The organism is Ruegeria sp. THAF57 (assembly GCF_903914075.1).
Classification (GTDB): Bacteria; Pseudomonadota; Alphaproteobacteria; order Rhodobacterales; family Rhodobacteraceae; genus Ruegeria.
In genome coordinates this window covers 57,292-70,667 of sequence record NZ_CAIWNQ010000001.1, presented here as the reverse complement: position 1 = coordinate 70,667, position 13,376 = coordinate 57,292, and the positions used below count along the sequence as shown (strand labels likewise).

Below are 13,376 nucleotides of genomic sequence, written 5' to 3'. Positions count from 1 at the left end.
GGAAGGCCCGCTTGACGATTAACGGTGTTCTGGGCAATTTGGCCCCGTCTTTGTAATCCGCAAGGGCTGCCGGTGTTTCCAAAGCACAGGCTGGGCTGGAAGACCTGCCATGATTTTTGAGGGGACCGAAATCATGCGCGGGCTCCTCATGGATTTAAGTGCATGATCAGGGAGGCCCGTGCCATGAGCACTCTGGATATCAACTTTGTTCGGTCACAGTTTCCGGCGTTTTCCGAACCCAGCCTGCAGGGGCAGGCGTTTTTTGAGAATGCAGGCGGTTCTTACACCTGTAAACCGGTTCTCGACAGGCTGAACCGATACTATACCCAACGCAAGGTTCAACCTTATGGCCCCTATGAAGCCAGCCGTTTGGCGGGGGAAGAAATGGACGAGGCGCGCAGCCGGATGGCGGCCATTCTGGGTGTTGAAACTGATGAACTCAGTTTTGGCCCATCGACCACTCAAAACACCTATGTTCTGGCACAGGCATTTCGCCAGTGGATGAAACCCGGCGACGCCATTGTCGTGACCAACCAGGATCACGAGGCGAATTCAGGTCCATGGCGGCGGCTTGCAGACGAAGGCATTGAGGTCCGCGAATGGCAGATCGACCCCGAGACCGGGTCGCTTAACCCGCACGATCTTGACCACTTGCTGGATGAAACGGTGCGTCTGGTTTGTTTCCCCCACTGCTCGAACGTGATCGGTGAAATCAACCCTGTCACCGAAATCACGGCCATCGCACATGCGGCGGGTGCTTTCGTTTGCGTCGACGGTGTTTCATACGCGCCGCACGGGTTTCCCAATGTTGGGGACCTTGGGCCGGATATCTATCTGTTCTCCGCCTACAAGACCTATGGGCCGCATCAGGGCTGCATGGTGATCCGGAAATCTCTTGGAGAACTGCTGCCCAATCAGGCGCATTATTTCAACGCGGATGCGCTGTATAAACGCTTTACACCCGCTGGCCCCGACCATGCGCAAATCGCGGCGAGCGCAGGTATGGCGGATTATGTCGACCTGCTGTGTGACCATCACAACGGGCCGGACGACGACGCCACTGAACGCGGTGCCTTTGTGCATGACCTTATGCGTGGGCAGGAAGTGGCCTTGCTTCAGTCGGTTTTGGACGCAGTCAAGGATCGCAATGCCGTTCGGCTGATCGGAACCTCCGATGCCACTCGGCGCGCGCCGACGGTGGCACTGGCTCTTACGCGCAACGCCGAGGTGGTGGCGGCGGATCTCGTGAAATACGGTATCATGGCAGGCGGGGGCGACTTCTATGCTGTGCGGCCATTGCAAGCGATGGGGGTTGACCTGACCCAAGGCGTGCTGCGCGTCAGCTTTACGCACTACACCTCTAAACAGGAAATTGATCAATTATTGAATGCACTTGACGCTGTTTTGTGATCCACTTTCAGCCCTGTTTCGTAGATCGAAGAAAACAGGGCAAAAATGGAAAACGAGCGGCAACCGATTATTGTTTGGTTCCGACGGGATTTACGCCTGTCGGACCATCCCGCGCTGACGGCTGCGGTCGCCTCGGGACGGCCGGTTATTCCATTATTTATTCTGGACGATCAGGCCGAAGCACTTGGGGCTGCACCCAAATGGCGTTTGGGATTGGGCGTAGATGCGCTGGCGCGGGCGCTGAACAATCTTGGCAATCGTTTGGTTCTGCGTCGCGGGCGCGCTCTTGCGGTTCTACAAGATATTATCGCGCAGACAGGTGCAACGGCCGTGCACTGGACGAGGGCATATGATCCCGATGCAATTACTCGGGACGCGGATGTAAAGTCGCGATTGTCAGAGCAGGGCATCGAGGCAAAGTCTTTCACCGGTCATCTGCTGTTCGAGCCTTGGACCGTAGCGACCAAAGCGGGCCAGCCGTTCCGTGTTTTCACACCGATGTGGCGGACAGTACGGGTTCGGGCCGTCGCGCCGCCTGAACCTGCGCCTGTAACGTTGCATGGTCCGCAGACATGGCCGGATTCAGACGATCTGTCAGATTGGAATCTGGCCCAAGGTATGAACCGTGGGGCGACAATCGTGACTCCTTATGTGCAGGCAGGCGAAGCCGCAGCGTTCGAAGCGCTTCAAGGCTTTCTGGACCGGATAGCGCAATACTCTGAAAACAGGGATCGGCTGGATCGTAATACAACGTCCAATCTGTCCGAATACCTGTCTTTGGGGGAAATAGGCCCTCGCACCGTTTGGCACGCCGTTCAAAACGCGGCGATGACCGGAGTGTCAGGGACTGATGCCTTTTTGCGCCAGCTCGTGTGGAGAGAGTTCGCTTACCACCTGATGTTCCATACGCCACACCTTCTGACGCAGAATTGGAAACCAAAGTGGGAGATGTTTCCGTGGAATAAGGACGCCACTCGCCCCGAGGTGATCGCTTGGCAAACGGCCAGAACCGGTATTCCGGCTGTGGATGCGGCGATGCGTCAGTTGTACGTCACGGGAAGGATGCATAACCGGGCGCGGATGATCACATCCAGTTACCTGACCAAGCATCTGATGACGCATTGGAAAATTGGGATGGAGTGGTTTGCTGACTGTCTGATCGACTGGGACCCGGCCTGTAACGCGATGGGCTGGCAGTGGGTCGCAGGCTCGGGTCCTGATGCCTCTCCGTTTTTTCGTGTCTTTAACCCTCTGGCTCAGCAGGAAAAGTTCGATCCGAGCGGGGAATATGTGCGCTGTTGGATTGCCGAAGGGCAGCCAATGCCACCCGCGACAGCGCGTGCGTATTTTGAGGCTGTTCCACGTTCCTGGGGCCTTTCTGAGAACGATTTGTATCCCAACCCGATTGTTGAATTGCCTGCCGGTCGCGCGCGTGCACTTGCGGCTTATGAAGGCCTGAAAAACCACTAAGGAACTGAAAACTTGCCAGAAACACAAACTCGTCCTAGCCTAAAACAACAACCGCATAGGGGAAAGCGGATGATCCATACGACAACAGAAGGGCAAAAGGGCCTGCCGAGGTATTTCGCGCAAGTTCTGAAAATGCTGAACAAGATGGAATCCGGGCGGCTTGATATCGCTCTGCCGGATGGCCGCATTTTTCGAACCGAGGGCGCCAAGCCCGGACCGGTCGCACGGGTGGACATTCATAACCCCGACGTTTTCGCGCGCCTGATCCGCGAAGGGGAGCTGGGTTTTTCCGACGCCTATCTGGAAGGAGACTGGAGCACCCCGGATCTTCGGTCCTTCATGGATCTTGTTCATTTGGGCACTGAAACGGTCTATGACGACTTTACCGGTAAGCTCCTTGTTCAGACCTATGAACGTTTACGGTTCTGGTTGCATGGCAATAGCCGGAAACAGGCAAAGAAAAACATCTCGTACCACTATGATTTGGGCAATGATTTCTACGCCTTATGGCTGGACGACACGATGACCTATTCCAGCGCCTTGTTTGAAACGGGGCAGGAAAGCCTCGAAAATGCACAGACGGCGAAATACGCCAGTCTGGTCGATGAAATGGGCGCAAAGCCGGGTGATCATATTCTTGAAATTGGCTGCGGCTGGGGCGGATTCGCGGAATACGCTGCGAAAGAGCGTGGCTTGCGGGTCACAGGGCTGACGATTAGCCAAGAGCAGTTGAAGTTTGCCAGGCAGAGAATTGAAAAAGCAGGACTTTCTGATTTGGTTGAGTTCAAGCTTCAGGACTATCGCGACGAGCGGGGCCAATATGACGGTATTGCGTCAATTGAGATGTTCGAAGCGGTTGGGCAGAAATATTGGCCTGCATATTTCGAAACTGTGAGAGAGCGCCTAAAGCCGGGTGCTCAGGCGACATTGCAGATCATTACCGTGGCTGATCATCGGTGGGATGTCTACCGAAATGGTGTTGATTTCATTCAGAAATATATCTTTCCGGGCGGGATGCTTCCGGCACCTACGGTGTTGAAAGAGCAGGTCACGCAAGCGGGGTTGAACGTCGTGACATCAAAGGAATTCGGCAAAAGCTATGATCTGACCCTGCGGCGCTGGTACGAGACATTCAACGACAAATGGGATGTCATCTCAGAAATGGGATTTGATGAGCGTTTTCGCCGCATGTGGAATTATTATTTGACCGCCTGCGGCGCAGCCTTTGACACCGGCAATTGCGATGTGACACAGATTACCGTAGCAAAACCAGCATAGTTAACGGATCTGCCCAATGCCCAGCGCCTCACGTCTTATTGCCGCCATCTGTCTACTGGTGGTGGCATTTCTCGTGTCGAGCATGATCATCGAGAATGGGGAAGAGGGAAAAGATTACGGCGCTTTCACATTTGTTAACATGGTTTTGGGCGTTGTTTGCGGCTGGACCGTCATGGGTAAGCGCGCGGGTAAAGGGTGGACTGCGGCGATCAATAACGGCATGACGGGAATTGCCACGTTGGTTTTCTGGGGACTGTTCCTTCAAGGCTGTTACGAAATGATCAGCTTGGCGATGCGCCACAGATACAATGGCCCATTCGAAGCCCTGTTGGCGATTTTCCAGATCGGTATTGAGTATGGTCAATTGCTTCTGACCTCTGAAATCCTGCTGACCTTGGCCATCGGTGGGCTAGTGGCAGGCCTTGCCACAGAAGAGGCCAGCCGCCGCTGGCGATAAATTCCTGTCTGCAAACGAGATTCTTCTTTGTCCAATCTCTTTTTCTATGGAACGCTCAGATACCTGCCATTGTTGGAATTGGTATTGGGTCGTCCATTGTCACGTCTTGAGGTAACGCAGGCTGCTTTGCCGGGGCACGCAGTGTACAGCGTGGATGGGCAGCCATTTCCGATGATCGTCAAAGAAAAATCCGGCCAAGCAGACGGTCTGCTGGTGCAGGGGCTGAGCCCAGATGACCTGCGGCGTCTGGTGTTTTATGAAGGCGGGTTCGATTATGACCTGAGTCCGCAAACGATCCAATTGGAAGACGGTTCGCAAACGCAGGCAAGCGTCTTTTTCCCCGAACCCGATCTGTGGTTTCCTGGTGAACGTTGGTCCTTGCAAGGCTGGATCGATCAGTGGGGGGAGCTGTCGATCGCCGCAGCTCAGGAGGTTATGAGCTTTTACGGTCGGATGGATGCCAAGGCGGTCTCACGCTGCTTTCCGTCGATCCGAACCCGCGCGTGGGCGCGAATGGTCGCGCGGCGTCGACAGACCGGTGATCTGCGCGATGTTAGGTCAGATGTCGTTCTGCATCAGCATGAACGGGCTTACCTAAGCTATTTCGGCATGGACGAGATTCGAGTGCAGCACCGCCAGCATGACGGAACCATGGGGCCGGTCCTGAACCGCAGCGCATTGATGCAGGGCAGCGCTGTCGTGGTGTTGCCCTATGATCCAGCAAGGGACACGGTTTTAATTGTGGAACAGTTCCGAGCCCCGGTTTACTTGATTGACGATCCTGAGCCCTGGATGTGGGAGCCGGTGGCGGGAATGATTGACCCCGGAGAATCCCCCGCACAGGCGGCGCAGCGAGAAGTGCTTGAAGAGGCGCAAGTAAACCTGACCAGCTTGGAATACGTAGGGGGAGCTTATTCCTCAAGCGGGTCGTCAACCGAGTACATTCACCTTTATGTCGGACTGGCCGATCTGACCAAGACAGTTGAAAACGGCGGGGTCGCTTCCGAGGGCGAGGATATTCGCACTCAAATCCTGCCATTTGCCGAATTCATGGACCGTGTGGATGACAACCGGTTCAAGGACTTACCCCTGTTGATGCTGGCCAATTGGCTGGCGCGTCACAGGAACCGTTTGCGGGCATAGCTATCGCGGCTTGTGGTTGTCGCGCGTCGACTGTAAATCTTCGTTGATATGTAAAGAAATGAGGGTGCCATGCGCATTGCACGAGACCTTGCTGACGCAGTAGGAAAAACGCCGTTGATCCGGCTGAAACGCATCAGCGAAGAAACCGGGTGTGAAATCCTTGGCAAGGCCGAGTTCATGAACCCCGGCCAGTCGGTCAAGGACCGCGCGGCGCTTTATATCATCAAGGACGCCATCGCGCGGGGTGAGTTGAAGCCCGGCGGAACCATTGTCGAAGGCACCGCAGGCAACACCGGAATCGGCCTTGCGCTGGTTGGGGCGTCGATGGGGTTCAAGACCGTGATCGTGATCCCGGAAACCCAGTCCGAAGAAAAGAAGGACATGTTGCGGCTTGCCGGGGCGCAACTGGTGCAGGTTCCCGCCGCACCTTACCGCAACCCCAATAACTTTGTGCATTACTCGCGCCGTCTGGCCGAGGAATTGGCGCAGACCGAACCCAATGGTGCGATCTGGGCCAATCAGTTCGACAACGTGGCAAACCGTCAGGCCCACGTGGAAACCACTGGCCCCGAGATTTGGGAACAGACGGGCGGCAAGGTGGATGGGTTCGTCTCTGCCGTGGGTTCCGGCGGAACATTGGCAGGTGTCGCGGATGCATTGCAGCCCAAGGGCGTCAAGATCGGGCTGGTCGATCCGATGGGGGCAGGGCTTTATTCCTATTACACCACCGGTGAAATCGCGATGGAGGGAAGCTCGATCGCCGAAGGGATCGGTCAAGTGCGTATCACCAAGAACCTTGAGGGGTTCAAGCCCGACTATGCCTATCAGATGACGGATAACGAGGCGCTGCCCTATATCTTTGATCTGCTGCGCGAGGAAGGTCTGGTCATGGGCGGCTCGACCGCGATCAACATGGCGGGTGCGGTGCGTTTGGCCAAAGACCTTGGGCCGGGGCATACGATTGTGACCATCCTGTGTGACTATGGCACACGCTATCAGTCCAAACTGTTCAACCCGGAATTCCTTCGTGAAAAGGAACTGCCGGTTCCTGATTGGATGACCGAAGCGCCCCGCAGCATCCCCGGCGTGTTCGAGGACGTATGATGCTGCGGCAGGTCCGCCTGTTTTTCGCCTTAGTATCGGTTTGTTTGGCCGTTTTGGGCGGCCCTGTAGCCGCCCAGCTTACGGATCGGCAAAGCGAGTATTATCAGGGGTGGATCAGCACGGCGGACCGGGCCGAAGCGGTAATCGAAGCGAACCGCGCTTCGAATGCCGCGTTGGAAAACCTGCGTTCCGAAATCAACGAGTACCGGGAAGACTTTAATCGGGCGCGTGGTGCGAATACGGAACGTATCCAGACGCTGGAAAGTCAGCTCAAGGCGTTGGGGCCAGAACCTGAGGGTGACGCCACTGAACCCGAAGACATTGCGACGATACGTGCGCATCTGGAAGAACAGCTCAACAGCCTTCGGGTTCCGCGTGTTGTGTCCGAAGAGGCGTATAGCAGGGCCAACGGGCTTATCAGTGAAATAGACCAGATCATCCGGCACCGTCAGACCAAAGAACTGCTGGAACGAGGTCCGTCGCCTCTTAATCCTACATATTGGGCACCTGCCTGGGTGGACGTGAAAGAAGCCGCCCGTGGCCTAATCAATGAAATAACCGAAAACCTGAGAACGGATGTCGCCCGCGAGCAAATGAGAGAGCGCGGGTTGGGGATATTTGTCCTGTTGGTCATTTCGGCGGTGTTGCTGATTTTCGGGCGGCACTGGTCGGAAAAGGGCGGTGATTACCTGCGGAAGTTGGGGGGCTCTGGCACGGGCGTCTGGACCTTTGTGATATCCCTGTTGCGGATCATCCTGCCGTGGTTGGGCGTTTTGGCGGCAGTTGTCGCAATTAACCTGACCGGGGTGTTGGGTGTGCGGGGCACCTTGCTGCTTGAGGAAGTGCCATACTGGGCGGGAATAATCTTTTTCTATGACTGGATCGGGCGGCAAGTATACCTGATGGGGCAGGCCAGAGGGTTCAAGCGTCTGTCCGCCGCCAGGATCAAGGAACTTCGCGTCTATATTGATCTGCTGGCCTTGATGCTCATCCTTCACGAGCTGGCCATCCTGTTCGAACAAATCGAAAATATCTCGGATTCCACGCGTGCGGTGGTGAGCTTTCCTGTCATCGTGGCCACAGCTTTGTTGCTGCTTCGGGTGCGTCATATCCGGACTAACGACACGCAACCAGACGAGGCCGAAGCCCCAAGTGCAGCCCGGGCGGCGGGCTTCAGCCAATTGGTCGAATTCCTGCGTCGCGCCTTGTTCCTTTTGGGTATCGCGACGCCTGCTCTGGCTGCTTTCGGGTATACGAATGCGGCCGAAGCCATAGTCTTTCCCGCAGTAAAAACGCTGGTTCTGATTGCTGCACTGGTCATTTTTCAGCGCTTCATTACGCAGGTCTACGGCTGGATCACGGGGCAGGGCGAAGCTGTCTGGGATTCGCTGTTTTCGGTACTTGTCGGTTTCGCCTTGGCTATCTTTGCTTTGCCGATCCTTGCCCTTTACTGGGGCGCGCGTCAGACTGATCTGCTTGAAGCTTGGTCACGTCTGCTGCTGGGTTTTGATGTCGGCGGAGTGACGATATCGCCAAGCAACTTCTTCGTCTTCGTGATCGTGTTCCTGATCGGTTACGGCCTGACCCGAATGCTGCAAGGCGGTTTGCGCAACTCTTTGCTGCCAAAGACAAGCATTGACCCGGGCGGTCAGAACGCGATCGTTTCCGGCACCGGGTATATCGGGATTTTTCTGGCCGCGCTGGTTGCAATTATGGTTGCCGGGTTCGACTTGTCTTCGCTGGCCATTGTCGCCGGTGCGTTGTCCGTTGGGATCGGTTTCGGGTTGCAGACCATCGTCTCGAATTTCGTGTCCGGGATCATCCTGCTGGTCGAACGTCCGATTTCAAAAGGGGATTGGATCGATGTTAACGGGATGATGGGTTATGTGCGCGACATCTCGGTCCGGTCTACGCGGATTGAGACGTTTGATCGTACGGATGTGATCGTTCCCAATTCTGACCTGATCAGCGGCGTCGTAACCAACTATACGCGCGGTAATACCATCGGGCGTGTCATTGTTCCGGTCGGCGTCGCTTATGGGACGGATACCAAACTGGTTGAAAAGATATTGGGCGAAGTCGCCAATGCGCACCCAATGGTTTTGGCCAATCCCGCGCCCAGCGTTGTGTTTCAGGGGTTTGGTGCGGATTCGTTGGATTTTGAGATCCGGGCCATCCTGCGCGACGTGAACTGGGTGCTTTCGGTAAAGTCGGACATGAATCACGATATCAACAGACGCTTTGCCGAAGAAGGCATCGAGATTCCATTCGCCCAACGCGACGTCTGGCTGCGCAATCCGGAAACGCTTAGGGAATCGCCACCCGCGCCTACGTCCGAACCGGCAAATGAGGCGAGGAACACCCCGACCGACACAGCCAAGTCTTCGCCGATCGAGATGACTGAGGCGGATATGCCCGACAGCGACGGGGATGAGGTCTGAGGCCGGTTTCGGCCCGATCCGAAAAGGTTGAATTTTCGCTATATTCGGGCCTTGCAAATCCCCAAGCGATAGTCCAAATATCGCGCCCACGGAGAGGTGGCCGAGTGGTCGAAGGCGCACGCCTGGAAAGTGTGTAGGCGGGAAACCGTCTCCAGGGTTCGAATCCCTGTCTCTCCGCCACCCAGCCTAGAAATCCAGACCCAGATCGATTGTCCTGTAGGAATGCGTCAGCGCCCCGGACGAGATGTAGTCGACGCCCGTGGCTGCGATCGCGGCCACTGTTTCTTTGGTCACGTTACCAGAGGCTTCGGTTGTGATTTGCCCGTCTACCATCGAAACCGCTTTGGACAGCATGTCTGGGGTCATATTGTCCAACAAGACGACATCCGCACCCCCAACCGTAAGCACGTCTTCCAGTTGTTCCAAATGGTCCACTTCGATTTCAACTTTCATCATGTGGGACGCACGCGCCTTGGTTGCTTCGAGGACCGCCCGAACTCCTCCGGCGGCGGCGATGTGGTTGTCCTTGATCAGAATGGCATCCGACAATGAGAAGCGGTGATTAAACCCACCGCCGTGCAGTACGGCCTGTTTTTCGACGATACGCAGGCCGGGCGTTGTCTTGCGGGTGCAGGTGATACGCGTATTGGTGCCTTTGGTTTCAGAAACCAGACCGGCAGTCGCCGTCGCCACCCCCGTAAGGCGTCCGGCAAAGTTCAACGCTACGCGTTCACCAGACAGGATCGAGGCCGCACGGCCGTGTATCTCCAACAAGGTGTCTCCCTTGGCGCAGCGTTGGCCATCTTGCACGTGGCGAACGATATCAAGCGCAGGGTCTACCAGACGAAAGGCAAGCTCTGCCACTTGCATGCCGGACACCACCGCATCTTCACGTGCGTTTAGCCGAGCAGAGTAGGTTGTTTCTGGCGGTATGACCGTCAACGAGGTGACATCGCCATTGGATCCCAAATCCTCCATCAACGCTGCGCGCACAATCGGTTCTAGGATCAGGTCGGGTAGGGCAGGAACGGTCATACGTTTTCCTTTGTGTATTTGTCTCGAAACGCCAGCGCCTGTTCAAGCGTCAGCATTGATCGTTGTCCGGGGCCGGAGTGCGTACGCGGAAAATCCGACCTGTAGTGCGCGCCGCGGCTTTCTTCTCGCATCAATGCTGCAGCTGTGATCAATGTCGCGGTCGCCGTCATATTCAGAAAGGCAGGTGAGTTCTGGTTTTCGGCTTCGAGCAGCGCAATGCGCTTCAATGCTTGGCGCAGGCCCGTTTCGGTACGGACGACGCCAACCAGATCAGTCATGATCCCGCGCAGGTCTGCCGTGGCTTGCAAGATCGCTGTTCGGCAAATGGGTGCAAAATTCAGATTTACCTGTTCGGCATCGTCACAAGGGACATGCTTTGCAATGTCCCGCGCACAGGTGCGTGCAAACACCAACGCCTCTAGCAATCCGTTTGAAGCGAGCCGGTTTGCCCCATGCAGCCCGGTCGAGGCCGCCTCACCACAAACCCAAAGCCCGCCCAATGTGCTGCGCCCGGACAGGTCTGCCGCAACGCCGCCCATATGATAATGCGCGGCGGCCGTGACAGGTATGGGCGACAGCACAGGATCGACGCCATTGCGACGACAGGCTTCGGTAACTGCAGGGAATTGCGACGCGATGTCGACGCCGATGGCCTGCCGCGTATCCAGCGCAGGTTGCAAGTCGGACTGGGTTTGCAGAAAGACCGCGCGGGCGACAATGTCCCTTGGCGCGAGTTCTCCATCCGGATGCAGCTCCGGCATGAACCTGTGACCAGTCTTGTCGATCAGAACTGCACCTTCGCCGCGCAGGGCTTCGGTGGCCAGTGGGCAGGGATCTTCGCCGACACTGATCGCCGTTGGGTGGAACTGAACGAATTCTGCATCTGCAATTTTCGCTCCGGCTCGTGCCGCCATGCCTATGCCCTGACCTCGGATACGGGTCGGGTTGGTTGTTTGGGCATAAAGCCCGGCGGACCCACCAGTTGCCAATACATAAGCCGCCCCGTGCAACGCAATCGGGGGCGTATCTGATCCATCCGCCGGGGTCAGGTAGACGCCCTGAACCTGCTGGCCATCACTGTCAAAGCCGATGGCCTGCACCCCTTCAATCACTTGGATCGACGGCGTCGCACGTAGTGCGGTGAACAATGCGCGCATGATTTCCGCACCCGCTTGATCGCCCTTCACACGGACGACCCGTGCGGCCGAGTGGGCGGCCTCGCGGGATTGAACAAAGGCCCCGTCGCTGGTTCGGTCAAAGTCGGTGCCAAGATTTGACAGGTCAAGAATACGATCCGGTGCGGCGCGCGTGACGAAATCAGCTACCTCTTGCAGAACCGAACCGGCCCCTGCGCGCACGGTATCTTCGGCATGAGCCTCGGGGCTGTCAGTTTCGGCCATCGCAGCGGCGACACCCCCCTGCGCCCAGGCCGAGCTTGCGCCTGTCCCCAGCGCCTCGGGCGAGATAATCACGACGGGTCGCGGTGCCAGTTTCAGCGCGGCATAGACGGCGGCCAGTCCTGCGCCGATGATGACCACGCGCTTGGTGCTGACGTGTTGCATCCGCCCGGTCAGATACCCAGTTTGCGCGAAAGGTCTATCATCCGCTGAACCGACAAACGGGCTTGGTCGGCCACATCTGCGTCAACTTCGACCTGTCCGGTCATGGTATCCAGCGCATAAAGCACTTTTTCGAGGGTGATCTTCTTCATGTATGGGCACATGTTGCACGGACCTACAAAGTCGACCTCGGGCAGTTCGTCCGCAATGTTCGAAGCCATGGAACATTCGGTGATCAGCAATGCTTTTTCGGGTTTTTCATCCGTGACGTATTTAATTATGCCGCTGGTCGAGCCCGAGAAATCAGCCTCGGCCACCACGTCTGGGGGGCATTCCGGATGCGCGATCAGTCGGGTGCCCGGGTTCCATTCGCGGAAGTCTCGCAGGTCGCTGGCCGAGTATTGTTCGTGAACGATGCACGATCCTTCCCACCAGACAATGTTCTTTTGTGGAACGTCCCGAGCCACGTTTTGCGCCAAGTACTGATCGGGGGTCATAATGATTGTGTCGCTGTCCAGTGCGGCAACGATCTGCGCCGCGTTGGACGATGTGCAGCAGATGTCAGAGGCCGCTTTGACCTCGGCCGTGGTGTTGACGTAAGACACCACCGGTGCACCGGGATAACGACGGCGCATTTCGGCCACGCCATCCGCTGTTATGGATTCGGCCAAAGAACACCCTGCTTCCATATCGGGCATGAGAACCGTCTTGTCCGGGCTAAGGATTTTGGATGTTTCGGCCATGAAATGCACACCGCATTGCACAATCACGTCCGCTTCGACCTCGGTTGCCTTGATCGCCAGTTGCAGGCTGTCGCCGCCGAAGTCCGAGATGCCGTGATAAATCTCGGGCGTCATGTAGTTGTGGCCAAGGACAACTGCATTGCGTTCGGCTTTCAGGTCGTTGATCGCTTTGACATAAGGCGCATAGATCGCCCAATCCATTGGCGAAACGACTCGGGACATGCGCGCATAGATGTCTTCCATGCTGGCTGCCAGTTCCGCTGAGGGGCTAAGGTCGTACTTTTCGGAAAGATGCGCACGCTGCGCAGGTAGGTCGAACACGGGTCTGATATCTGCCTGTTTTACACTCGCGGCACTGAATATGTGATTTGAAAGTGATTGGCCACCGCTCCGCTGGGAAGAATGTTCCAAAATTCGCGGCATCCACGGAACTATATTGTTTTCGCGTGGGATTTTTCTGTTCCATGAGTGCATTTGCCGCGTAAGGCACCGAATTTCGACAGCTTTCCGTCCTTTGTCGCAAGATTGGCGCAATGCTGCCACATGGGGTGGCAATAACTCCGGTATTGCATCATTGGGTTGGTCGTTGGCGACTGACCCCAAGGATGTGTCGCGGCGGTAACTACGGTTTGGAAACTGGAACTTACCGATTAGCGAAATGTGACAGTTGAGATATCAAGGGCAGCGACCCAAAACGAGAAAAACCAAAGCGACGTGTTCTAGAAAAGCGATCCCA

At 56.5% G+C, this 13,376-nt stretch carries 10 protein-coding genes and 1 tRNA gene; 8 read left to right on the top strand and 3 right to left on the bottom strand.

All coding sequences use genetic code 11. The features are described 5' to 3' along the window. Positions 1-183: 183 nt before the first annotated feature. The 8 genes from RUESEDTHA_RS00335 (at position 184) to RUESEDTHA_RS00300 (ending at position 9,483) form a co-directional block, all read left to right on the top strand. Complete coding sequence (locus RUESEDTHA_RS00335) at positions 184-1,410, top strand: aminotransferase class V-fold PLP-dependent enzyme (RefSeq protein WP_180883503.1); 1,227 nt, start codon at positions 184-186, stop codon at positions 1,408-1,410. 45 nt (positions 1,411-1,455) lie between these two features. Beyond that, positions 1,456-2,880, top strand: coding sequence for a deoxyribodipyrimidine photo-lyase (locus RUESEDTHA_RS00330; protein ID WP_180883502.1), 1,425 nt, complete (start codon positions 1,456-1,458; stop codon positions 2,878-2,880). 69 nt (positions 2,881-2,949) lie between these two features. Then, the gene (locus RUESEDTHA_RS00325; protein ID WP_180883501.1) at positions 2,950-4,158 is read left to right on the top strand and encodes a cyclopropane-fatty-acyl-phospholipid synthase family protein; all 1,209 of its coding nucleotides are present in this window, start codon (positions 2,950-2,952) and stop codon (positions 4,156-4,158) included. Between the two features lie 16 nt (positions 4,159-4,174). Then, entirely contained in the window at positions 4,175-4,615 is a 441-nt protein-coding gene (locus RUESEDTHA_RS00320; protein ID WP_180883500.1) for a TrgA family protein, read from the top strand. 27 nt (positions 4,616-4,642) lie between these two features. After that, on the top strand, positions 4,643-5,758 hold the full coding sequence (locus RUESEDTHA_RS00315; protein ID WP_180883499.1) for an NUDIX domain-containing protein: 1,116 nt from the start codon (positions 4,643-4,645) through the stop codon (positions 5,756-5,758). A 69-nt stretch (positions 5,759-5,827) separates the two neighbouring features. Then, entirely contained in the window at positions 5,828-6,862 is a 1,035-nt protein-coding gene (locus RUESEDTHA_RS00310; protein ID WP_180883498.1) for a cysteine synthase A, read from the top strand. Then, positions 6,862-9,303 (top strand): DUF3772 domain-containing protein, encoded by a 2,442-nt coding sequence (locus tag RUESEDTHA_RS00305; protein WP_180883497.1) that lies wholly within the window; start codon positions 6,862-6,864, stop codon positions 9,301-9,303. Before RUESEDTHA_RS00310 ends, RUESEDTHA_RS00305 begins: the two co-directional genes overlap by 1 nt. Before the next feature lie 90 nt (positions 9,304-9,393). Next, positions 9,394-9,483: transfer RNA gene (locus RUESEDTHA_RS00300), tRNA-Ser, on the top strand. A 6-nt stretch (positions 9,484-9,489) separates the two neighbouring features. Here RUESEDTHA_RS00300 and nadC read toward each other — a convergent pair. From nadC to nadA, 3 genes are read right to left on the bottom strand one after another with little or no spacing between them, the layout of a single operon-like run. Further along, positions 9,490-10,338 carry a carboxylating nicotinate-nucleotide diphosphorylase gene (gene nadC / locus RUESEDTHA_RS00295; protein WP_180883496.1) on the bottom strand — a complete coding sequence of 283 codons (849 nt, stop codon included), beginning with the start codon at positions 10,336-10,338 and terminating at the stop codon, positions 9,490-9,492. Continuing rightward, entirely contained in the window at positions 10,335-11,900 is a 1,566-nt protein-coding gene (locus tag RUESEDTHA_RS00290) for an L-aspartate oxidase (RefSeq protein WP_180883495.1), read from the bottom strand. The genes nadC and RUESEDTHA_RS00290 overlap by 4 nt, the downstream gene beginning before the upstream one ends. 8 nt (positions 11,901-11,908) lie before the next feature. Further along, positions 11,909-12,961 carry a quinolinate synthase NadA gene (gene nadA / locus RUESEDTHA_RS00285; RefSeq protein ID WP_180883494.1) on the bottom strand — a complete coding sequence of 351 codons (1,053 nt, stop codon included), beginning with the start codon at positions 12,959-12,961 and terminating at the stop codon, positions 11,909-11,911. Positions 12,962-13,376 lie beyond the last annotated feature (415 nt).

Coding starts and splice junctions, on each gene's coding strand:
- RUESEDTHA_RS00335 (WP_180883503.1), top strand. CDS start 184: ATGAGCACTCTGGATATCAACTTTGTTCGGTCACAGTTTCCGGCGTTT.
- RUESEDTHA_RS00305 (WP_180883497.1), top strand. CDS start 6,862: ATGCTGCGGCAGGTCCGCCTGTTTTTCGCCTTAGTATCGGTTTGTTTG.
- RUESEDTHA_RS00330 (WP_180883502.1), top strand. CDS start 1,456: ATGGAAAACGAGCGGCAACCGATTATTGTTTGGTTCCGACGGGATTTA.
- nadC (WP_180883496.1), bottom strand. CDS start 10,338: ATGACCGTTCCTGCCCTACCCGACCTGATCCTAGAACCGATTGTGCGC.
- RUESEDTHA_RS00290 (WP_180883495.1), bottom strand. CDS start 11,900: ATGCAACACGTCAGCACCAAGCGCGTGGTCATCATCGGCGCAGGACTG.
- RUESEDTHA_RS00320 (WP_180883500.1), top strand. CDS start 4,175: ATGCCCAGCGCCTCACGTCTTATTGCCGCCATCTGTCTACTGGTGGTG.
- RUESEDTHA_RS00310 (WP_180883498.1), top strand. CDS start 5,828: ATGCGCATTGCACGAGACCTTGCTGACGCAGTAGGAAAAACGCCGTTG.
- RUESEDTHA_RS00325 (WP_180883501.1), top strand. CDS start 2,950: ATGATCCATACGACAACAGAAGGGCAAAAGGGCCTGCCGAGGTATTTC.